Genomic DNA, 21,643 nt, shown 5'->3' with positions numbered 1-21,643 from the left:
TGGAATTTACATTCAACTGTATGGTTGAATTAAATGCACAGCAGATGAATGCGGTTTTTCACGCGCTTGGTGACCCGACGCGTCGGCAGATGCTTTTTGATCTGTCGGAAGGGGAGAGGACTGTCAGTCAGCTTGCGGAACCATTTGCCATTTCACTAGCCGCGGCATCGAAGCATATCAAGGTGCTGGAAAGTGCCGGATTGATCCGGCGCGAAATCAGATGGCGCACTCATTATTGCCACCTTGATCCTGCCCCGCTGGCGAGTGCCTATGAATGGCTTGGCTTCTATGCGCGGTTCTGGAACGAACGGCTTGATGTTCTGGAAAATCTGTTGCGCAGGGATGACGCTAAGATCAGCCCCAATTCCAGGACGGGAGACACCCAATGACCAATTTTGGAAAGATAGACGATTTCGGCACATTGATTGAGCCCGCGACGCTTAAAATCCAGCGACTTTTGCCCGGCCCGATCGAAAGGGTCTGGTCCTATCTGACCGAAGATGAGTTTCTCAGCAAATGGCTGGCATCGGCCGGGATGGAATTGAAGGTCGGCGCACCGTTCGAATTTGTCTGGCGCAACGATACCCTGACCAACCCGCCGGGAAACAAACCGGCCGGGTTTGGCGGCGAACACCGGATGCAAAGCAAGATTACCGCACTTGAACCGCTACGCAGGCTTGCCTTTACCTGGGTTGGCAGCGGGGATGTGTCGTTCGAGCTGGAACCAAGCGGCGATCAGGTATTGCTGACAATCATCCATCGCCGCCTTGCCGATCGGTCGAACCTGCTCAGTGTCAGTACCGGATGGCATGCGCATATCGATATTCTGACCGGTCGGATTTCAGGCATTGAGCCCGAGCCGTTCTGGAATAATTGGGCGCGGCTGAAGGATGCCTATGGTCGCAAAATACCTGCGTAATTGTGATCAGCAGTAATCAGGATGTTTGAATATTGAGTGGGGGAGGGGATTGCCGTCCCCTGCTATCGTTCTAAACGTAGAGATTATCGGGGAATGCAATCGGTCACGTGTTCATGACTGATAAAGTGGCAGAGAGGAGGGGATTCGAACCCCTGAGGGGCTTACACCCCAACACGCTTTCCAGGCGTGCGCCTTAAACCACTCGGCCACCTCTCCACATGCGATCTTGTATATATCGCGAAAGCGGGCGGACATTAGCCGACCCGACCCCGGTTGACAAGGCAAAATCCCGTACTTTTTGATGTTTGTTCAGGTCGCTATCCAAACGGCGAACAAGTGCCCTTGTTACAATAACTTGACGGATAAAGTTGTAGCAATTTGTCCAATATTTACTTCTTGTTGATCAATCGCCTCTAAGGTTTCAGGCTATGGTTCCAGATGTACCGGGACGATAGGGTGATTCGCGGAAACCTTCACGCTGGCGGGGCAAAGCCGGTAGCGTGGCCGCGATCATAACGAAAACGAAAAGTTCTGACCGGGAATTCGGAGACGGCTATGTGGCTTTTCAGAGCGTTGGGATGGATATTGCTGTTTGCCAGTCTTGCTGTGCTGGTCGGTGATGGCATTACCGCGCTTCAGACAGGAACGTTCCGCTTTGTGGCGGCAGGCGAGCTCTGGTATCGGTTGGATGCCGGAAGCCTGAACCTGTTACAGTCCGTGATCCAGCGTTATATCTCGGCCTGGATTTGGGACAATGCGTTTGTTCCGGCTCTTCTTGCCCCGGCCTTCATCATTTTGCTGGTGCCGGGTATCCTGCTGTTGCTGATGACCCGCAAACGCAGGCGTCAGAAGTTTTTCTAAGACTTTTTCATCTTTGTCTTTTGTCGGGCTTTTCCTTGTCGGATCGATTTGCGCGCGGCACACTGTCTGTGATCGGGCAGGATCACGATATGGAAAACAGCCATGAAGGCATGGATATGCAAGGCATTTGGCGACGCGCCGATGCTGATCGATTGCGATGAACCGTTCGCACAATCCCGTGACGTCATCATTGATATCGCAGCGTGTGGCGTCAATTTTGCCGATACGCTGATCCTTGAAGGCAAATACCAGAAGCGCCCCCAGGGCCCGTTTGCGCCAGGGTTTGAAATTGCCGGGACAGTTTCGGCGGTTGGTCCGAATGTGCGGGGCCTTAAAATCGGGGATCGGGTTATGGCAATGCCCGACTGGGGCGGGTATGGGGAAAAGATCGCGGTGGATGCAGAATCTGTAACTATCCTGCCCGATAATGTCGAATTTAATTCGGCGGCTGCATTCCAGATTGCCTATGGAACATCATGGTTTGGATTGAAATATCGCGCCAACTTGCAGCGCGGGGAAGTCGTTCTTGTCCACGGGGCAGCAGGGGGTGTTGGCCTTACGGCGGTGGAGTGCGCCAGACTTTTGGGTGCCACCGTCATCGCAACCGCGGGTGGGGAGCCAAAATGCGCCATCGCCAAAGCGCATGGCGCGGATCATGTGATTGACTACAAATCCGAAAGCATTCGGGACCGGGTAAAGGAAATCTGTGCCGGGATCGGTCGAACGGGGGCGGATGTGGTTTATGACCCGGTCGGTGGCGACGTGTTTGATCAGAGCCTGCGTTGTGTTGCGCCCGGCGCACGTATCCTTCTGATCGGATTTGCCAGCGGATCGGTGCCGCAAATTCCGGCCAACATCCTTCTGGTCAAGAATGTCGCCGCACTTGGCTTTTATTTCGGGGCCTATCTGGAACAGAACCCGGATATCTCAAAGGCAGGCATGGCTGAGCTTCTGGATCTGCTGTCATCGGGGAAGATATCACCAATGGTGTCGGCGGTTTATTCGCTTTCCGACGCGATGGTGGCACTAGAAGCGATCCGTAACCGGACTGCGACGGGGAAGCTTGTGATCCGCTGCGGCGAATGAGTTCGTCGCCTGACGATTATTCTATTAATCAAATCCTTGAAATTTTATAGGATGTTGCCGTCCCTGATATCGTTCCGTCCTGCGGGCTCCCTGCCGGGCTTGCTAAAGCACCTGTTGATCCATTGGAATGCCGCTGATGTCCGAAACCCGGAAAAAGCCAGACGAGCCGAAAGCGTCCGATAAAACGCGGGCACAATATGAAACCTTCCCCTACCCGGCCCGTGATCCGAAGGATGAAGACCAGCGCCTCGTCGTGGGATCACCAGGAAACTGGGACGAAGTGGTTCATTTCATCTTTGGTGGCCACGATCCGTCGGCGAATGACAAAAAGATAAAAATACTTGTCGCAGGCGGTGGTACCGGGGACGCGCTGGTGATGCTGGCGCAGCAGGCGCGTGATCGCAAGGCCAAGGTCGAGATTGTCTATATCGATCTTTCGGAAAGCTCGCGCGAGATCGCCGAGGCACGGATCAAACGCCGCAACCTTGAAAAGAACGTCAAATTTGTTACCGGATCGTTTGTTGATCTGGCCGGAAAATATGGTCCGTTTGACTATATTGATTGCTGTGGTGTGCTTCATCATCTGCCCGACCCGGATGCCGGGTTAAAGGCGTTGGCCGATGCGCTTAAACCCAAAGGCGGTATGGGGTTAATGGTTTACGGCGAACTTGGCCGGATCGGCGTTTATCATATGCAGGAGATGATGGACCGCCTTTCGGCGGAAACTGGTGGGCGCAAGCGGCTTAATCTTGGCAAGGCACTGTTTGACTCATTGCCTGGCACAAACTGGCTGAAGCGTAACCCGTTTGTAAATGATCACATCCAGGGGGGAGACTCCGGGTTTTATGATCTGCTTTTGCATCAGCAGGATCGGGCATATCGCGTTGACGAGGTTTTTGATTTTGTCGAGAAAGCCGGTTTGCGGCTTCAGCAATTCATCGAACCGATGCGCTATGACCCGACGACCTATTGTTCGCGCCACGACGTTCTGGACAAGGCCGTACATGTGCCGTTCCGTAAGCGCGCCGCATTGGCCGAATTGATGGCAGGCAACATTACCAAGCATCTGTTTTATGTGGTGAAATCGGAAAACAAGGTCAAACCGCCCGTACCTGATCGTAATGCGGTGCCATTCTTTGTGCGTATAGACGGGGCTGCGTTGGCCCGTTCTGTCGCCAAAACCGGCCATATCAAGATCAATTTTACCGGATTATCTGTAACGCGCAGCCTGCCCCCGGCTAGCCCCGGCATTCTGACGCGCATCAATGGCAAACGCACGGTCGGCCAGATTTACGAGATGTTTGACCCGAGACCCGACAAATATGAGTTTGATGCCCAGTTCGCGGTGATGTATTCGGTGCTGAATGCAGCAAACCTGATGTACCTGCATCCAGAGAGGTAATCCGGTTCGGGGTTATCCGGGTAAAAAAAATGCCGACCATCGGGGGATGGCCGGCAATCAGGAACACAAAACCGTCAATAACGGGTACGAATCTCGGTCTTGCGTGTCGGGAGACTGAAGACGCTTGTCAGCGCTTCAATAACCTGCAGGGGGAATGAAAGCGGCCCCTGCAAGCGGAAAAGTCGGGGAGACATAATAAATACTCTCGTTTTGGAGCCTTTAAGCGGAATGCTCAGGCTTTCCAGAATGGCTTGGCGGCTTCGATACGTGCTTCATATACGTCCCAGCCAATGTCGCGCAGCAGATGGCTGTCCATCGTCGCAAGCTTCTGGCGGAGAACATAACGTTTTGCCCACTGACGCGGCAATTCCATAACATTTACGCTGTTGTGGTGACGGCGGGTGGTGACAAAAGCGCCGGCATTTTTGGTGATCGCGACCATGATCTCATTCCTTCAATCTATCGGCCAGCTCTCGGTTTGTATGCGGCCTGAATGTGTCTCGTTCTGTTAAACCCAGAGTTACGCTTAAAAGCACTTGCGCTCAAACCATCTTTAGTCATCATTGCATGATTTTTAATCATGCAAGTTGGTTGCCATGAAACGCCGCCCATTGCCGTTAAATGCGCTTCGTGCCTTTGAAGTTGCCGGCCGTCTTGAAAGTTTCACCAAAGCTTCACATGAGCTTAATGTGACGCAAGGGGCCGTTAGCCGACAGGTGCAGCATCTTGAGGATGTGTTGGGGCGGCAATTGTTTGAACGTCATCACCGGCGCCTCAAGCTGACGCGACCGGGGCGCAACTTGCTGTCGTCGTTAACTGCGGCATTTGATTCGATCGAGCTGGCCGTGTCGCGGATCGAAAACCGGCCGGATGATACGCAGCTTAAGGTCCTGTCGCCTCTGACATTTGCGATGCGCTGGATCGTGCCGCGCCTTGGACGGTTTCAGATGGAACATCCCGACCTGCAAGTGCAGTTGGGAACATATAGCGACGATGCCGCCCCGGTAGATTTTAATGAAACCGATATTGCCATCCGTTTTGCCGATACGCCCGGTGATCAACTGGTACACGAATTTTTGACCGGTGAACGGCTTTTGCCGGTGTGCCACCCCAATCTTGCGAAAGAACTGAAAACCCCAGAAGACCTTGGTCGCGTTACCCTGCTGCATTGTTCGGCTCAGCGAGAAGATTGGCGCATATGGCTGAAGGGTACGGGGATAGAGGGGGTTGATCCCGACCGGGGGCCGGTTTTTGCTACTCTTGATATGGCGATGGAAGCTGCGGCCAGCGGATTTGGCGCGGTGATTTCAGACCCGGCGATGATTGGGGAATATGTGGTAACCAATCGTTTGACCGTGCCGTTCGATTTGCCGGTAGATAGCCCGTATGCCTATTCACTGTGTTATCCCGAGGGACGTCTGGAGCGGCGCAAGGTGCGGGCGTTTCGCGACTGGTTGATGACCGAAATCAGGATGGAGACGGACAAGCGCAAGCTTTTGCAAAAAGAATCAGGGGCGGAATGACAGTTTCAAGATGATGCCTTGAAATTGAACCATTTTATTCCTCATTATGAATATGTCGTTTGGATCAAGATGCGTTGCGGACGTAACGTCGGCGTAACCAGTCCCCGTTATTCTTGGCGGGAATTGTCCGGAACGTTTCGAACAGTGCGTCCGTAATTGTGTCAGATGATCCAATGATGCGTATTGGCCCTGCCGGGGTTCGGGCTTCGAGCCGGGCACATTTCAGGAATAAATATGACGCGGCAAGCAGGCGAGACGTGCATCGCACGGAAAATGGGGAACCCGGGAAAAATTTCCCGCTATTTCGGGGGCGCATTTGGGGCGCTGATATTCGCAGCATCGTTGACGGTTTCTACGGCAGCGATGGCACAGAATGGCGATAAACCCGATATTACAGCCGCACCGACCGTGCGGGTTGATGAGGAGCAGCTTAAACCCCTGACCACCGTTTCACACGGCATATCGCTTTATGGCGATTTGAAATATGGGCCTGATTTCCGGCATTTCGATTACGTCAATCCGGATGCCCCCAAGGGTGGGACGCTTGTGCAGGGCTCTATCGTCGCGTTTGACACATTAAACCCCTATACCCTTAAAGGCACGGCTGCCAGCGGGCTTGGCCTGATCTATGACAGCCTTATGGTATCTAGTGCGGACGAGCCTTCGTCGCTTTACGGGTTGATTGCACGCAGCATTGAATATCCCGCGGATCGGTCATTTGCCATTTTCCACCTTGATCCGCGCGCGCGGTTTCAGGATGGTACGGACATCACCGCCGAAGATGTCGTGTTTTCGTTCAATATCCTGATTGAAAAGGGCAGCCCGGTTTATCGGCAATATTACGCCCAGGTCGAAAAGGTCGAGGCGATTGACGATTTGACAGTCCGGTTTGATTTCAAACCGGGCAACAACCGTGAAATGCCGATGATCGTGGCCGAGCTTGCCATTATGCCGAAGCATTACTGGGAAGGGCGGGACTTTTCCAAAACCACCTTTGATATTCCGGTAGGTAGCGGCGCCTATAAAATCCGTGATTTCGAATCCGGTCGCCGGATTACCTATGAACGGGTCAAGGATTACTGGGCAGAGGATCTGCCGGTTAATCGTGGCAGCAACAATTACAATACGTTGCGGTTTGACACCTATCTTGATCCCGATGTGCAACGTCAGGCGTTCTTTGCCGGGGAATATATGATCCGCAGCGAACACTCTTCGCGCGAATGGAGTACGGCATACAACACGCCCGCAGTCCAGAATGGCCAGATCAAGAAGGAATTTCTGCCCGATAATCTGCCGAATGGCATGCAGGCCTATGTGTTTAATACGCGTAAACCGCAATTTGCCGATATCCGCGTACGGGAAGCCCTGCAATATGCGTTTGACTTCGAATGGCTGAACCGTGCGATGTTCTATGGCGCGTATAAACGCAATGTCAGCTACTTCGCCAATTCCGAACTGGCAGCGACCGGTGTGCCGCAGGGCGAGGAGCTTGATATCCTGAAAGGATTCAGAAGCCAGCTTCCACCGGAACTGTTTACCCAGCCACCACAATTGCCGAACTTTGATGCACCCAATGGCCGACGCGAAGCATTGCGCCATTCGATGCAGCTTTTACAGGATGCGGGCTGGGAATTGCGCAATATGCAGCTGGTCAACAGTAAGACCGGTGAACCGTTCCGGTTTGAGCTGATTATCCGCCAGCCGGGGCTCGAGAAGATCGCGCTGGTTCTGAAGGCGCGCCTGCGCCAGCTTGGCGTAACCATGGACATTCGCCTGATCGATACCGGGCAGTGGGTCAATCGCATTCAGGCCTATGATTTCGATATGACGACTTTCTGGTGGACACAAAGCCTTTCACCGGGGAACGAACAGCGGATTTTCTGGTCATCCGAAGCCGCCGACCAACCCGGCAGTCGCAATTTTGCGGGTATCAAAAGCCCGGTTATTGATGAACTGATCGATCTGGTTGTGGATGCCGACAGCCGCGAAAGCCTTGTGCAGCGTGTGCGTGCACTTGATCGCGTTTTGCAGTGGGGATTTTATGTGATCCCGCAATATTATCTTGGCGGGGACCGGATGGCCTATTGGGATGTGTTCGGAAGACCTGATGTGGTGCCACTTAAGGGATCATCCGTCATGACATGGTGGATTGATCCCGAAAAGTCGCGACAGCTCCGGAAAGGGGGGTATTAGGCCATGCTGAACTATATCCTGCGTCGCCTTCTGCTGATCCCGGTTACACTGTTTGGCATCATGGTGCTGAACTTTGCCATTGTGCAATTCGCACCGGGTGGACCAGTTGAGCAAATGATTGCCCAGTTGCAGGGCACCGATGTTGCCGCAACTGCCCGCATCAGCAATCAGGGTGCGGATAGCGGTGGCGGCGGTGGTGCCGGCGGCGGGAACAATTTTTCCTCCACCTCGACCTATCGCGGGGCACAGGGACTTGATCCTGAAATCATCACTCAGCTTGAACAGCAGTTCGGTTTTGATAAACCGGCTTATGAACGTTTCTGGATGATGATGAAAAATTATCTGACGTTCGATTTCGGCCAAAGCTATTTTCAGGATCGCGACGTGGTCGATATCGTCATCGATAAGATGCCTGTTTCGATATCGCTTGGCCTATGGTCGACATTGATCATCTATATCATTTCCGTGCCGCTTGGCGTTGCCAAAGCCGTGCGGGACGGATCAAATTTTGATGTCTGGTCATCGGCGGCGATCATTGTCGGTTATGCCATTCCGGGCTTCCTTTTTGCCGTGATGTTGATCGTGGTTTTTGCCGGTGGAACCTATTTCGATCTGTTCCCGTTAAGGGGGCTGACATCATCGAATTTTGATGAATTATCGCTTTTGGGTAAGGTTGCGGATTATTTCTGGCATCTGGCATTGCCGATTACGGCACTGACCATTGGTGGCTTCACCACTCTTACGATGCTGACGAAAAACTCGTTCCTTGATGAAATCAACAAACAATATGTGGTCACAGCACGGGCCAAGGGATTGACGGAAAAGCGGGTTCTTTACGGGCATGTGTTCCGCAATGCGATGTTGCTGGTCATTGCCGGTTTTCCGAGTGCATTGATCGGGTTGTTGTTTACCGGTTCGGTCCTGATCGAGGTGATTTTCTCGCTCGACGGGCTTGGGTTGCTTGGTTTTGAAGCCGTGATGAAGCGTGATTACCCGGTGATGTTTGCGACACTTTATCTGTTTACGTTGTTTGGTCTTGTGCTGAACCTGATCAGTGACCTCAGCTATCACTTCGTTGATCCGCGGATCGACTTTGAAGCGCGGGAGAATTGATCATGGGTAACATCATTCTTTCGCCGCTGAATAAACGCCGCATGGCAAATTTCCGGGCCAACAGGCGTGGCTATTGGTCGTTGGTTGTTTTTGCGATCCTGTTTGTGATCTGTCTGGCTGCCGAACTGGTGGCCAACGACAAACCGATATTTGTCAAATATGACGACAACTGGTACGTCCCGATCCTGTCAGATCATCCTGAAACTGCCTATGGCGGGGATTTTGACGTCGAAACGGATTTCTACGATCCCTATATCCTTGGCAAGATCGAAGAACATGGTTTCGCCATCTGGCCACCAATCCCGTTTTCCTACAACACTATTGATTTCGAAATGCGCGAGGCACAGCCGGCCCCGCCATCATTCCGTCATTGGCTGGGAACAGATGACCTTGGGCGTGACGTGCTGGCGCGTCTGATTTACGGGTTCCGGATATCGATCCTGTTTGGTCTTGCTCTGACCGCGATCAGTTCGGTGATCGGGATCGCGGCTGGTGCGGTGCAGGGTTATTTTGGCGGCTGGGTCGATCTTGGTTTCCAGCGTGTGATCGAAATCTGGGCCGGATTGCCGCAGTTGTTCATTCTGATCATTCTGGCCAGCCTGTTTGCGCCGGGTTTCTGGACGCTTTTGTTCATTCTTGTGCTGTTTAGCTGGATGAGTTTGACGGGTCTTGTGCGTGCAGAATTCCTGCGGGCACGTAATTTTGAATATGTTCGGGCCGCGCGTGCATTGGGCATGACCGACTATCGCATCATGTATCGTCATGTGCTGCCAAACGCGATGGTGGCGACGATCACATTCCTGCCGTTTGTATTGAACGGTTCGATCGTGGCGCTGACATCGCTTGACTTCCTGGGGCTTGGCATGCCGCCCGGCTCGCCGTCGCTTGGTGAATTGCTTGCGCAGGGGAAAAATAACCTTCAGGCACCGTGGCTTGGCATGACGGCGTTCTTTGCGATTGCTCTTATGCTGAGCCTTCTGATCTTTATCGGCGAGGCGGTGCGTGATGCCTTTGATCCGCGCAAGACATTTTAAAGGAAACGGTTATGACGACCAATCAATCGACACAGCCGCTTCTTGAGGTAAAGGACCTTTCGGCGAGTTTTGCCGGGGTTCCGGCGATCACGGGTGTTTCGTTTGCCATGAAGCGCGGCGAGACAATGGCGCTTGTTGGCGAGAGCGGATCGGGTAAATCGGTGACCGCACTTTCGATCCTGCAATTGCTGCCCTATCCGCGGGCAAGCCATCCGGGCGGTTCGATCATCTTTGACGGGCAGGAAATGATCGGCACGGATGCGAAAATCCTGCGCAAGATTCGGGGAAACCGGATCGCGATGATTTTCCAGGAGCCGATGACATCGTTAAACCCGCTGCATAATATTGAAAAGCAGATCGGGGAAGTGTTGCTGCTTCATAAGGGGCTTCGTGGGCGCAAGGCGCGGGAACGCATTCTTGAACTGCTTGATCTGGTGGGTATTCCCGATCCGGCGTCGCGATTGAAGGCATTGCCGCATGAATTATCAGGCGGCCAGCGCCAGCGGGTAATGATTGCGATGGCACTGGCGAACGAACCCGAATTGCTAATTGCCGACGAGCCGACCACAGCTCTTGATGTGACCATTCAGGCGCAAATCCTTGAGTTGCTAAAAGAGCTGCAGTCCAAGCTTGGTATGGCGTTGCTGCTGATTACTCACGATCTTCAGATCGTGCAGAAAATGGCCGATAATGTTTGTGTGATGAAGGATGGCGAGGTGGTCGAGCGCGGCACGGGCCGCGGGCTTTTTGACAATCCGCAGCATCCCTATACCCAAAAGCTTCTGGCGGCAGTGCCAAGTGGCAATGCGCCACCTTTGCCCGACAATGCTCAGGAACTGATCCGGACAAATGACATTCTGGTAAGGTTCCCGATTGGCAAGAAGGGGCTGCTTGGCCGCCCGGAATATTACCTTGATGCGGTCGATCATATTTCGCTTAGCCTGAAACAGGGCGAAACATTGGGCATTGTTGGCGAAAGTGGATCGGGGAAGACGACACTTGCGATGGCAATTCTGCGTCTGCTGTCATCGACCGGCGATATTCGATTTGATGGTAAAGATGTCCGGCAATTTTCCGGGGGTGATTTGCGCGCATTACGTCGCGACATGCAGGTAGTGTTTCAGGACCCGTTCGGATCCCTGAGCCCGCGTATGTCGATCAGCCAGATCGTCGGCGAAGGGCTTGAAATCCATAACCCGGAAATGTCCCGGCAGGAACGCACTGAACGCATTGCCGAGGCGTTGCGCGAAGTCGATTTGCCGGTGAACGCCATGGATCGTTATCCGCATGAGTTTTCTGGCGGGCAGCGCCAGCGCATATCCATTGCGCGTGCACTGGTCTTAAAACCGCGTTTCATGGTTCTTGATGAACCGACATCGGCACTCGATATGTCGGTACAGGCACAGATTGTCGAACTTTTGCGTGATCTTCAGGCGCGCCACAAGATGGCTTATCTGTTTATCAGCCATGACCTTCGTGTGGTGCGCGCTCTTTCGCATCGGGTGATGGTGATGAAGGGCGGGCGGCTTGTCGAAAGCGGAAATGCCGACGAAGTCTTTGAAAATCCGAAGGAATCCTATACAAAGGCATTGTTGGCTGCGGCACTTGATTTGCGTGCAGCCGGGTCGGAGTTCGTGCAAAGCTAAGTCCGACGGGAACCTGACAAGGGCTCACCGCGTTCGTCGGGCAATGCCATGGTACAATTACGGGCTGGAAGCGAGTGTTCATGACCGAACCGGGAAAAAACCCGAAAGGATTCAGGAACTGGCTTGTCATGCCGCTGTCGGCGGTATCGATGGGGTTGATGTTGCTGCTGGCACCAGACGCGCATGCGTCTGGTGGCGGACATGGCGGGGACGCCACATCCGAGAGCAGTGGGCCAAAGGAACCCGAGATTCCCGAAACGGTAATCCAGTCGGATTCAATTGCGCTGACCGTGGTTTTGCCAAAGGTCGGTGCAATCCGGCAGATGGTGTTTCATGTTTGGCTGGAGGCGTCGTCGGTGGCGGACCGTGCCATCCTCGAACAGGCTGAGCCCAAACTTCAGAACGCTTTTCTGCGTGATCTTCAGCGCATCATGTATCGTGATACCCAGAACCGGTATGACAAGCTCGAGGCAGGCAAACGTGGCTTTGTCTATAACGGACCGGAACTGATCGCGCCGCCACCGCCCAAAACGCCAGAAGAACTCGAAGCGGAAAAAGAAGCGGCCGAAGCGGCAAAGGAAAATGTTGAGGAAATCAAATCCGAACCACCATTCTCTCCATTTCCGCCAACGACCAATCGCTATTTTGCCGCTCTTCAGAACCGGCTTTTATCGACCGCACGGGGCATTGTGCCACCAGAAGCCATCCGCTCGGTCCAGGTGCGCAAGTTCTATGACAATTGGCCAGGTGATAAAAAGCCTGGGCGGTGAGACGCTCCTGCAAATCCTGTGCATGCCTTGTGGCCGTTTGCCATATGATTTGTCTCCCCATTCCTGAACGATCTTTGCGGATTGGTCCATTCCCATACAACGCGTTTTGAACCGGGTTGTATGTGGCAGGGGCGGTGACTCCCTGTGCACTTGGTCTGGTGGATGCCAGCCGTGCGCAGAGTGCACTTGTTCGAGAGCTTGAGCGTGATATTCCGAGGGCGTTTGATGTGACCCGGGGATTGAAATGCCGATTGAAACATGGCTCAGCTTTTGCGCACTGGTATCACTTATGGTGGCGACACCGGGTCCAAGTGTTCTGATCGGGATGTCACATTCGTTGCGTTATGGTCCTCGCCCGACAATGATTACGGCACTTGGCGATGTGACCGCCAACATGATCCAGATGGTGATTGCCGCGGTTGGTCTGGGGGCGTTGCTTGCGACTTCGGCGACGGCGTTTGGTGTTGTCAAATGGTGCGGTGTTGCTTTCCTGTTTGTTATCGGCGTGACAGCGATCCTGCGCAAATCCAAGGCAGGAAATGATGGTAACGATATCGAAATGAATTCAGCATCGGGGTTTGAGCCCGTGCGCAAACGTCGCCTGTTCAGCGAAGGCTTCCTTGTCGCAGCCGGCAACCCGAAAGCGATTGCTTTTTTCGGAGCACTGTTTCCGCAATTCATCGATCCGTCGGCGGAACTTTTGCCGCAGTTGATGATTCTTGGAACCACCTTTGTGATTTTTGATTACACATTCGTAATGATATATGCGATGGGCGCCGCCCGTCTGATGCCCTGGCTGATAAAACGCGGTGGGAAAAACACAATTGGCCGTGTCAGCGGCGGTGTTTTGATTGTTGCGGCCCTGCTTTTGTCCTTGATTGACATGCCGGAAAGTATTGCCAAGACCCGTTAAGCCGAAATCTGGGGTAAGCAGAAACTTCTTGTGTCACGGAGTGTATGTTGCGGCTCTATGCGCGGGTGTTTCGATATAAGTTTTTGATATCAAAAGATTAAATCAAAGATCAAATGCCCGGACGCAAAAACTCTGAACAAACCAACTGGTCTGTTTGTTGGCTATTCTTACGTGTGGGAAGGTGGGGTAAGAAAGGATGGGACAGAAAATCTGCCCCATTTGGCGGAATTCCGCACTCTTGCCAATTCTTGGCTGCCAAAAACCGGGTGAATTCTGCTTGCCGATGGCAGTGACACCCGAAAAAACTTGGCTCGAAAGCCTCGGCTATTCGGTTTTCTTGCCGGCAGCGACGATAATGTCGCCGAATTCGCGGAGGAAAACGGAACCCTTTACCGTGCGCTGAATCAGGACCGAGCGACGGTCGTCCTCGTCAACCTTGCGTTTGACCATACCCAGCGAACTGAGGCGGTCAAGTGCACGTGTAATGGCCGGTTTGGAGATGTTAAGTGCATCCGAAAGGCCACGCACGGTATGCGGGGCCGGGGTCAGGTAAACAGTTAGCATAAGGGCCATCTGGCGGGCCGATAGGTCGGGAGAGTCCCGACGCACACTTTCCACAATCGCGATACGCCAAAGGTCAAGCGCCTGAGACGGTTTGATCTCGATCGACATGCCTGTGCCCAACAATTAATTTGTTACGAATACGTAATCTGTCTACCTGACCCCTGCACAGATGTCAAAGGTCTAATTGGGAAAAACTGAACGTTTACTTTCCGTAACGATCCGCGATCAGCTTGAAAGCAGCCCGAATGCCTTGGGCTTCACCGCCTTCGGGGCGTCCCGGGCGGGCAGAAGGATTCCACGCCATCAGGTCAATATGTGCCCAGGCTTTTGCGCCCTCGGCGAAACGATCAAGGAACAGAGCGGCGATGATTGCCCCGCCATAGGGCGATCCGGAAATGTTGTTCATGTCGGCTGCCTTGCTATCAAGCATCGGGCGATAATCATCCCACAGCGGCAGGCGCCACATCGGATCGTTCAGCGCCAGGCCGTTTTCGAGAAGCCCATTGGCAAGATCATCGTTATTGGAAAACAGGGCAGGCAGACCAAGGCCCAGTGCAACACGTGCCGCCCCGGTCAGGGTCGCGAAGTCCAGAAGCATTTCCGGATCCTCGGCGACGGCTTCGGTCAGCGCATCGGACAGGACTAGCCGACCTTCGGCATCGGTATTGCCAACTTCAACCGTGATGCCCTTGCGGGTCTGAAGAATGTCGCTTGGCCGATATGCCTTGCCCGATACCATGTTTTCAACAGCCGGGATCAGAACGCGCAGACGAACCGGAAGACCGGCTGCCATGATCATGCGCGCCAGACCAAGAACCTGTGCCGAGCCGCCCATATCCTTTTTCATCAGCAGCATGTTGCTGGACGGTTTCAGGTCATAGCCACCGGTATCAAAACAGACACCCTTGCCGACCAGTGTGATTTTGGGTGCGCTTTCATCGCCCCAGCGCAGATCGATCAGGCGCGGGTCGCGGTCGCTGCCCTTGCCGACGGTATAGATCGCCGGGAAGTTTCGCTTGTTCAAATCTTCGCCAACGATGCTGGTGACCTTTGCGCCGAATTCCTCGCCAAGGCGGCGTGCGGCGGCTTCGAGTTCCTCGGGGCCCATGTCATTGGCCGGGATATTGATCAGATCGCGGGCAAGGCCAATGCCGCGTGCGATATTCTCGGCACGCTTGGCCGCCTCGTTTGCCGGAATGGCAAAAAGGGCCCGTTTGGCGGTGCTGGCATCCGACTTGCGGTAACGATCAAACCGGTATCCGCCAAGATAAAGACCAAGAACGGCCTTTTCACAGACTGCATCATTTTCCGTGACATCATCGGTCAGGATATATTCGCCCGCAGGCAACGCACCGGGCAGTGCCGCAAAATCCCACTGGGTTTTTGCATCATCGACATAGCTGATCACAACGGTCTGATAGGCGCCCGCTTCGCCGGGCAGGGCAAGATGGGTGCCGCGTTTGCCCTCATAGCCGGAAGATTTGACCCATGCCTGATGACCATTAGTTTGTTTGCCGAGCCAGTTTTTGAAATCGGCTTCGGCGACGGCCGTAATGCGGATCGGGTTGGACGATTTTTCAGACGCGATGATGTGATCGAACAATTTGACACTTCCCTTGTGGTGGCATGTTGGCGTTGCCGGGAGAAGACCCATGGACAGGGTGGCCGACAACGTTTCCTACGGCGAGATATGAATCCGATCTTACGGATGCCACCGTCAATCGGCAATCGCCCAAAAGAAAACCCCGTATGCGGAAATATCATGCGGATGATGATCTGTTCTGGCCGTCGAAGGGACATGGCATTGCCATATGCAAAAGAAGACGTTCGGGTACGGTAAAACGGCAAACGAAAATCAGCGATGCAACGGTCTTGAACCGGATTTTGAAAGCCCCGATAGTGGTCTGCCACCATCATCCGTTTGATAAAGGATACCGCAATGGAAACGCGCCCCGTTCTTTATATCGGCAACAAAAATTATTCTTCCTGGTCGCTTCGTGCGTGGCTTGGTCTGCGCGTGGCCGGGATTGATTTCGAGGAAAAGCTGATCCCGCTTTATACCGAGGAATGGCATGCCAAGGCCGAGATTTTTTCGCCCAGCAAAAAGGTTCCGTCCCTGTTTGATGGCCGCAAAACCATTTGGGAGGCATTAAGCATTCTGGAATATTTCGCCGATAGCAGGCCAGATGCCATGCTATGGCCGCTTGATCTTGATGTGCGCGCGATTGCGCGGTCGGTTTCACTGGAAATGCATGGCGGGTTTACCGCATTGCGCAGCAATATGCCGATGAATTTACGCAAAAGCCTGCCGGGCCGGGGTCGGGGAGAGGGTGTTAAGAAGGACATCGCGCGAATTGGTGAGATTTTTAAAACCTGCCGGGCCCAATACGGGCAGGGCGGTGATTTTCTGTTCGGTCATTTTTCGATTGCCGATGCGATGTTTGCACCGGTCGTAACCCGTTTCAAAACTTATGGCGTGTCGCTTGATCCTGTTGGCAATGCTTATATGGAAGCAATACTTGGCCTTCCCGAGATGGTCGAATGGTATCGCGATGCTCTGGCCGAGGAATGGGTGGTCGCCGGTGGCGAGATTTCCGACACATAGGCAGAAGCAACAAAGCAGGAGCATGCAATGGCCGGAGTGACCGGCGAGCTTCCCGAAATCGATCCGCCGGGTGATGACCCGGCGCTCGACGATCTTCTGGTCAATGTCCGGGCCTGCCGGATATGCGAAGGTGCGTTGCCGCTGGGGCCGCGTCCGGTTGTGCGGATGGCCGCAGGTGCGAAAATCCTTGTGATCGGGCAGGCCCCGGGGACGAGGGTGCATGAAACCAGCTTGCCATGGAACGATGCATCGGGGGACCGGTTGCGCGACTGGCTGCAAATGACGGTCGAGGATTTCTATGACCCGGCCAAACTTGCAATCATGCCGATGGGATTCTGTTATCCTGGCCGGTTTGAACGTGGCGGCGATTTACCGCCGCGCCCCGAATGTGCCCCGACATGGCATGATGAATTGTTACGACATTTGCCTGATATCGGCCTGACACTTTTGATCGGGCAATATGCACAGGAACGTTATCTTGGCCCGCGCCGTGCAAAAAGCATGACTGAAACGGTGCATCGATTTGACGAATATTTGCCAGACGGATTGCTGCCGATGCCTCATCCAAGCTGGCGCAATACCGGCTGGATTAAAAAGAACCCGTGGTTCGAAGTCGACCTTTTACCGGTCTTGCGCGACAGGGTGCATCGGTTGTTGGGCACAAACTGATTTTATGGTCCAATAGGGCAACGAAAAATGCAGGAGGTCACAATGAGCAAACTGGACAAAACCGCCATCGAAGCCGCAATTGCCAAGCTGGATGGATGGGATCTGGCAGAAGACGGGTTATCAATCGGCAAGATTTATATGTTCGGCGATTTCAATTCGGCATTCGGTTTCATGACGCGAGTTGCGATGCAGGCCGAAAAGATGAACCACCATCCGGAATGGTTCAATGTATACAACAAGGTGGGGGTTACGCTGACAACGCATGATGCGGGTGGCGTGACGCAAAAGGATATCGATTTGGCGACCTTTGCCGAAACGGTTGTATCGCATTAAGCTGCGTGATGCGTCAGAAAGAAAACGCCCTGCCATTGTGGGACTGGCAGGGCGTTTTTCGTGGCAGCAGGGCTTATTTGGGTTCCAGCCTGACCGCGCCATCGATCCGGATGGTTTCGCCGTTGATCATTTCGTTTTCGCAGATATGCAGGGCCAGTCGGCCATATTCTGCCGGATCGCCAAGGCGTTTCGGGAAGGGAATGTTTGACGCCAGCGCCTGCTGCATTTCATCGGGCAGGGCAGTGACCATCGGGGTGCCAAACATACCAGGCGCAATCGAAACAACACGGATGCCATGACGGGCCAGTTCGCGTGCTGCTGGAAGGGTCATTGCGGCTACGCCACCCTTGGATGCTGAATAGGCGGCTTGTCCGATCTGGCCTTCGTAGGCGGCGATGGATGCGGTATTGACAATAACACCGCGTTCACCACCTTCGGTCGGTTCATTGCGACTCATGGCGGTGGCAGCAACGCGCATCATATTGAACGTGCCGATCAGGTTGACGTTGATCACGCGCGCAAAAGCCTCAAGGTCAGCCGGACCTTCGCGTCCGACGATGCGTTCGCCTTGCAGGATACCTGCACAGTTTACCAGAATGGATGGAATGCCTTGTGTTTCGATAACATCCGAAACCGCGTCCTCGACACTTTTGGCGTTCGACACATCAACACCATAACCAATCCCACCCAGTTCGGCTGCTGTGGCTTTGGCCCCGGCCTCGTTCAAATCAAAGGCTGCGATTTTTGCTCCGGCGCTGGCAAGAACACGTGCAGTGGCAGCTCCAAGACCGGACGCAGCCCCGGTGACAATGGCGATGGATCCCTTGACCTGCATGGCTTCAAATTCCCTGTATCCAGTCCGGTGAAAAATAATAGGTAATTCTATACCAAATTATTTGTTTATCGGGCAAGGTCATTTGACTTTGTTGTGTCAGGGGCCCGAATGTCGGCCTTCCGGTGTTGCGGCAACCGGGTCTTGTGCTGCGATATCGGGGACGGTTGGTGTGACGGATTTGCCGATTTTCCGCTCCCGCAGGGCAACATAGATTGCTGCTGCGATGATCAGTGCCCCGCCCGGCAATATCCAGATATCGGGAATTTCGCCAAACAGCATCAGGGCCAGAATGGCAATGATCGGCAGTCGCAGATAGGAAAAGCCGACAAAGAAACTGTAATCAGCCAGCTGCAGGGCTTTGACATTGCACACCTGCATGACGTTCATCATGAGTGCGGCAAGCGCCATCAGGCCCAGTACCGGCCAGCTTGGCGTTTGCCAGACAAGCAGGGCCGGAATCAGGGATACCGGGGTTGTGATCAGCATCAGATAAAACAGAAGGGCGGTTGTACCTTCGGTTGCAACCAGCCGTTTGGTGATCAGACCGGCACTTGCCATACAGATGGCTGCGGCAATCGGCAAAAGACTGGCCGGTTGCATGGCAGCGGTTCCCGGCTGGATGATCAGTCCGACACCGACAAACCCGACAAGAACAGCCAGCCAGCGATGAATGCGCACAGTCTCGCGCAAAATCAGGGCTGCCAGAATGGTGCCAAACAGCGGCACGGTGAAGTTCAGCGTGGTGGCCTCGGCCAGTGGCAGATAAAGAACGGCCATAAACCACAGGCACATTTCGGCCGCCGACAATACGCCACGCAATCCCAGAAGCGGCAGGCGTTTCGTGCGCAGTTCGCCAAGGCCACGGTGCATCACGATGGGTGCAATCATTATCAGGCCAAACAGGAAACGCAGAAATACCGCCTGATAGGGATGGATTTCAGCCGTGGCAAAGCGGATTGTCAGGGTAAAGCAGGCGGCAAGGATGGCCGCAGAAAGGGCATAAAAACTGGCCTGAACCGGGGCGGATTGATTCTTGAACCAGTTTTTCATGAGACACTTGTTCCTTTGAATGGTCGATCAGTGATTTTCGCGCGTGGGTGGCGGGTCAAGATCACTTGCCGCAGGTGATGGGCCTCGATTGATCCGCTTGGCTTCTTTGGCAAGTTTGGCTTCGCGACGCGCAATGAACAGTGCGGATCCGATAATCAGACCAGCACCTGGCAGAAGCCAGATTTCGGGGACTTCGCCAAACATCACCAATGCGATGACGACGACAAACGGCAGGCGCAGATAATTGAACCCGACGACAAAGCTGTAATCATAGATGCGAAATGCGTTGGTGTTACAAATCTGGGTGATGTTGGCGATAAAGGCGCCCAGCGCCATCAGCCCCAATACCTGCAGGCTTGGGGTTTGCCAGACGAAAAGGGCGGGCACCAGCGTTAGTGGCGTGGTCAGCAGCATCATGTAAAGCACGATGGTGGTGCTGTTTTCAGTTCTGGCCAGCGACTTGATGGTCAATCCGGCACTTGCCATGCAGAGGGCCGCCGCAATCGGCAGTAGGCTGGCCAGTTGCATTGTTTCGCTGCCGGGGCGGATGATGATGATGACACCAACGAAACCGGCAAAAAGGGCTGCGATACGGTATTTTCGGACCGTTTCACCCAGAAAGATTGCAGCCAGGATCGTTCCGAAAAGTGGCACGGTAAAGTTCAGCGTCGTCGCCTCGGCCAGCGGCATATAGGCAAGGGCTGAAAACCAGAAGCTCATGGCACCCATCGATAGGAACGCACGCAGCAGAAACATCGGCATGCGGTGTGTTTTCAGCCGAGCAAAACCGGACCTGAGTGCGATGGGGGCGATAAAAAGAAGCCCGAAGAAGTTGCGAAAGAAGACCGCCTGCAACGGATCAATCTCGCGGGTCGCCATACGTACAATGACCGAAAACAGGGCTGCCATAAGTGATGCGATCACGGCGAAAACCGATGCCTGAAGATAGGGCGGCAGGCTGTTGAACCACTTACGCATCGATGCGGCCCGTTCTGTTTCCTGTATTGTCTTCTGGGGTGTCTTCAGGCGGATTGATGGTTTTGGCCTTGGTGACCGGAATGGCCTGTGAGTCGGCTGCTGCTGTTGTCGGCATGCGGCGGCGGCGTTTTTCATTCCTTGCCAGAACAGCTTCGCGTCGCGCGATGTAAAGTGTTGATCCAATAATCAGCGATGCCCCGGCCCAGGTCCAGAAATCAACCGTTTCACCAAACATGATGAAGGCAAGTACGGCAACAAATGGCAGGCGAAGGAAATCAAACGCCATGACGTAGGACTGGTCAGCCGCGCGATTGGCACGCACAAAAAGCTGCTGCCCGGCAGTTGCGAGAATGGCGATAGCAATAAGGATGGCGAGTTGCTGCCATGTTGGTTGCTGCCAATAGAAAATTGCCGGGATCAGAGACAGGGGCGTCATGATCATGCCCATCCAGGTCACGATGGCGTTGGCACTTTCACTGCGTGAAAGCATTTTGACCGTCGTCACGGCACAGGCGGTAAACAGGGTCGCCAACAGGGCCAGAATTGCGCCGGTTTCAAGAGTTTGGCCAATCGGGCGCACGATGATCATGGCGCCGACAAACCCAAGAACCACGGCGGACCAACGGCGCGCCCGGACGGTCTCACGCAGGATAAGGGCTGCAAGGATGGTGGTCAGGATCGGGACGGTGAAATTGATCGCGATGACCTGTGCGGCAGGGGCGATTGCGAGGGCCGAGAACAGACACAGCATTCCGGCCAGCCCGATCACTGCCCGAATGAAATGCAGTTTCAGTTTAAGCGTGCGCAGACCAACAAACCGGTCACGCAACATCCAGGGAATCATCGGTATCAACCCGAACAGATTCCGGAAAAAGGCTGCTTCAAACGGATGAACTTCGCGTGTGATGTAGCGGATAAGCACTGCCATCGCCGCAAAAAGGATTGCAGCACCGGTCATTAAAAGGGCGCCGCGAAGCGCATCGTCATCCGGAGAAACACGAAAAAGGTGCATGATCATCAACGAATAAGGCCGATTTTATAAAAAATCCAGCCTTGATCGGTGAAATAGTCCTACCATTTATCCAAAAGGTTGGCCGAAAGTTTCATGCGCACACAGTTTTCGTGTAAGATCGTCTGATATTGATAAAA

Annotated in this window: 22 protein-coding genes and 1 tRNA gene; 15 read left to right on the top strand and 8 right to left on the bottom strand. The window is 53.9% G+C overall.

Annotation, left to right across the window (positions count from 1 at the left end):
* The first annotated feature begins 20 nt into the window (after nucleotides 1-20).
* The gene (locus tag R1T41_RS06255; protein WP_317340671.1) at nucleotides 21-389 is read left to right on the top strand and encodes a metalloregulator ArsR/SmtB family transcription factor; all 369 of its coding nucleotides are present in this window, start codon (nucleotides 21-23) and stop codon (nucleotides 387-389) included.
* Entirely contained in the window at nucleotides 386-919 is a 534-nt protein-coding gene (locus tag R1T41_RS06250; protein WP_317340669.1) for an SRPBCC family protein, read from the top strand. The genes R1T41_RS06255 and R1T41_RS06250 overlap by 4 nt, the downstream gene beginning before the upstream one ends.
* A gap of 126 nt (nucleotides 920-1,045) precedes the next feature.
* Here the strand turns inward: R1T41_RS06250 and R1T41_RS06245 are convergent.
* Nucleotides 1,046-1,135 (bottom strand) — tRNA-Ser (locus R1T41_RS06245).
* A 339-nt stretch (nucleotides 1,136-1,474) separates the two neighbouring features.
* Between R1T41_RS06245 and R1T41_RS06240 the strand changes: the two genes are divergently transcribed.
* The 3 genes from R1T41_RS06240 (at nucleotide 1,475) to R1T41_RS06230 (ending at nucleotide 4,268) form a co-directional block, all read left to right on the top strand.
* Nucleotides 1,475-1,780 carry a hypothetical protein gene (locus tag R1T41_RS06240; protein WP_062951010.1) on the top strand — a complete coding sequence of 102 codons (306 nt, stop codon included), beginning with the start codon at nucleotides 1,475-1,477 and terminating at the stop codon, nucleotides 1,778-1,780.
* 102 nt (nucleotides 1,781-1,882) lie between these two features.
* Complete coding sequence (locus R1T41_RS06235) at nucleotides 1,883-2,866, top strand: NADPH:quinone oxidoreductase family protein (protein WP_317340667.1); 984 nt, start codon at nucleotides 1,883-1,885, stop codon at nucleotides 2,864-2,866.
* Nucleotides 2,867-3,002: 136 nt separating this feature from the next.
* The gene (locus R1T41_RS06230) at nucleotides 3,003-4,268 is read left to right on the top strand and encodes a class I SAM-dependent methyltransferase (protein WP_317340665.1); all 1,266 of its coding nucleotides are present in this window, start codon (nucleotides 3,003-3,005) and stop codon (nucleotides 4,266-4,268) included.
* A gap of 232 nt (nucleotides 4,269-4,500) precedes the next feature.
* Here the strand turns inward: R1T41_RS06230 and R1T41_RS06225 are convergent, their stop codons facing one another.
* On the bottom strand, nucleotides 4,501-4,710 hold the full coding sequence (locus tag R1T41_RS06225) for a DUF1127 domain-containing protein (protein ID WP_317340663.1): 210 nt from the start codon (nucleotides 4,708-4,710) through the stop codon (nucleotides 4,501-4,503).
* A gap of 154 nt (nucleotides 4,711-4,864) precedes the next feature.
* On the opposite strand from R1T41_RS06225, the gene R1T41_RS06220 reads away from it, so the two are divergent.
* From R1T41_RS06220 to R1T41_RS06190, 7 genes are all read left to right on the top strand, one after another.
* A complete protein-coding gene (locus R1T41_RS06220) occupies nucleotides 4,865-5,791 on the top strand; it encodes a LysR substrate-binding domain-containing protein (RefSeq protein WP_062960571.1) in 927 nt (308 codons plus the stop codon).
* A gap of 342 nt (nucleotides 5,792-6,133) precedes the next feature.
* Nucleotides 6,134-7,984, top strand: coding sequence for an extracellular solute-binding protein (locus R1T41_RS06215; RefSeq protein WP_231887008.1), 1,851 nt, complete (start codon nucleotides 6,134-6,136; stop codon nucleotides 7,982-7,984).
* Between the two features lie 3 nt (nucleotides 7,985-7,987).
* Nucleotides 7,988-9,097 (top strand): microcin C ABC transporter permease YejB, encoded by a 1,110-nt coding sequence (locus R1T41_RS06210; protein ID WP_097051663.1) that lies wholly within the window; start codon nucleotides 7,988-7,990, stop codon nucleotides 9,095-9,097.
* 2 nt (nucleotides 9,098-9,099) lie between these two features.
* A complete protein-coding gene (locus R1T41_RS06205) occupies nucleotides 9,100-10,131 on the top strand; it encodes an ABC transporter permease (protein WP_062960574.1) in 1,032 nt (343 codons plus the stop codon).
* 11 nt (nucleotides 10,132-10,142) lie between these two features.
* Nucleotides 10,143-11,777: an ABC transporter ATP-binding protein gene (locus R1T41_RS06200; RefSeq protein WP_317340659.1), complete on the top strand. Its 1,635-nt coding sequence runs from the start codon at nucleotides 10,143-10,145 to the stop codon at nucleotides 11,775-11,777.
* 80 nt (nucleotides 11,778-11,857) lie between these two features.
* Nucleotides 11,858-12,547, top strand: coding sequence for a hypothetical protein (locus R1T41_RS06195; RefSeq protein WP_317340658.1), 690 nt, complete (start codon nucleotides 11,858-11,860; stop codon nucleotides 12,545-12,547).
* A 244-nt stretch (nucleotides 12,548-12,791) separates the two neighbouring features.
* Nucleotides 12,792-13,460: a LysE family translocator gene (locus tag R1T41_RS06190; RefSeq protein ID WP_114109411.1), complete on the top strand. Its 669-nt coding sequence runs from the start codon at nucleotides 12,792-12,794 to the stop codon at nucleotides 13,458-13,460.
* Between the two features lie 324 nt (nucleotides 13,461-13,784).
* Here R1T41_RS06190 and R1T41_RS06185 read toward each other — a convergent pair whose 3' ends face one another.
* Nucleotides 13,785-14,132 carry a MarR family winged helix-turn-helix transcriptional regulator gene (locus R1T41_RS06185; protein WP_062951051.1) on the bottom strand — a complete coding sequence of 116 codons (348 nt, stop codon included), beginning with the start codon at nucleotides 14,130-14,132 and terminating at the stop codon, nucleotides 13,785-13,787.
* A 94-nt stretch (nucleotides 14,133-14,226) separates the two neighbouring features.
* Nucleotides 14,227-15,627: a leucyl aminopeptidase family protein gene (locus tag R1T41_RS06180; protein ID WP_317340655.1), complete on the bottom strand. Its 1,401-nt coding sequence runs from the start codon at nucleotides 15,625-15,627 to the stop codon at nucleotides 14,227-14,229.
* Nucleotides 15,628-15,963: 336 nt separating this feature from the next.
* On the opposite strand from R1T41_RS06180, the gene R1T41_RS06175 reads away from it, so the two are divergent.
* Genes R1T41_RS06175 through R1T41_RS06165 form a run of 3 tightly spaced genes read left to right on the top strand, consistent with a single transcriptional unit; the run spans nucleotide 15,964 to nucleotide 17,631 of the window.
* Nucleotides 15,964-16,629, top strand: coding sequence for a glutathione S-transferase family protein (locus R1T41_RS06175; protein WP_317340653.1), 666 nt, complete (start codon nucleotides 15,964-15,966; stop codon nucleotides 16,627-16,629).
* A gap of 27 nt (nucleotides 16,630-16,656) precedes the next feature.
* On the top strand, nucleotides 16,657-17,298 hold the full coding sequence (locus R1T41_RS06170) for a uracil-DNA glycosylase family protein (protein ID WP_317340651.1): 642 nt from the start codon (nucleotides 16,657-16,659) through the stop codon (nucleotides 17,296-17,298).
* Nucleotides 17,299-17,340: 42 nt separating this feature from the next.
* Nucleotides 17,341-17,631, top strand: a complete 291-nt coding sequence (locus R1T41_RS06165) for a 4a-hydroxytetrahydrobiopterin dehydratase (RefSeq protein WP_209220577.1) — start codon at nucleotides 17,341-17,343, stop codon at nucleotides 17,629-17,631.
* Nucleotides 17,632-17,704: 73 nt separating this feature from the next.
* On the opposite strand, the gene R1T41_RS06160 is transcribed toward R1T41_RS06165, so the two are convergent.
* The 4 genes from R1T41_RS06160 to R1T41_RS06145 form a co-directional block, all read right to left on the bottom strand.
* The gene (locus R1T41_RS06160; protein ID WP_097051655.1) at nucleotides 17,705-18,466 is read right to left on the bottom strand and encodes an SDR family NAD(P)-dependent oxidoreductase; all 762 of its coding nucleotides are present in this window, start codon (nucleotides 18,464-18,466) and stop codon (nucleotides 17,705-17,707) included.
* Between the two features lie 96 nt (nucleotides 18,467-18,562).
* A complete protein-coding gene (locus tag R1T41_RS06155) occupies nucleotides 18,563-19,516 on the bottom strand; it encodes a DMT family transporter (RefSeq protein ID WP_317340648.1) in 954 nt (317 codons plus the stop codon).
* Between the two features lie 27 nt (nucleotides 19,517-19,543).
* Nucleotides 19,544-20,494, bottom strand: a complete 951-nt coding sequence (locus tag R1T41_RS06150; protein ID WP_317340647.1) for a DMT family transporter — start codon at nucleotides 20,492-20,494, stop codon at nucleotides 19,544-19,546.
* Nucleotides 20,487-21,512 (bottom strand): DMT family transporter, encoded by a 1,026-nt coding sequence (locus tag R1T41_RS06145; RefSeq protein WP_317340645.1) that lies wholly within the window; start codon nucleotides 21,510-21,512, stop codon nucleotides 20,487-20,489. Before R1T41_RS06145 ends, R1T41_RS06150 begins: the two co-directional genes overlap by 8 nt.
* Between the last annotated feature and the right edge of the window lie 131 nt (nucleotides 21,513-21,643).

It is taken from the genome of Thalassospira lucentensis (assembly GCF_032921865.1).
Classification (GTDB): domain Bacteria; phylum Pseudomonadota; class Alphaproteobacteria; order Rhodospirillales; family Thalassospiraceae; genus Thalassospira; species Thalassospira lucentensis_A.
Note: the sequence above shows the minus strand (reverse complement) of the source record. Positions and strands in the feature narration are given on the sequence as shown.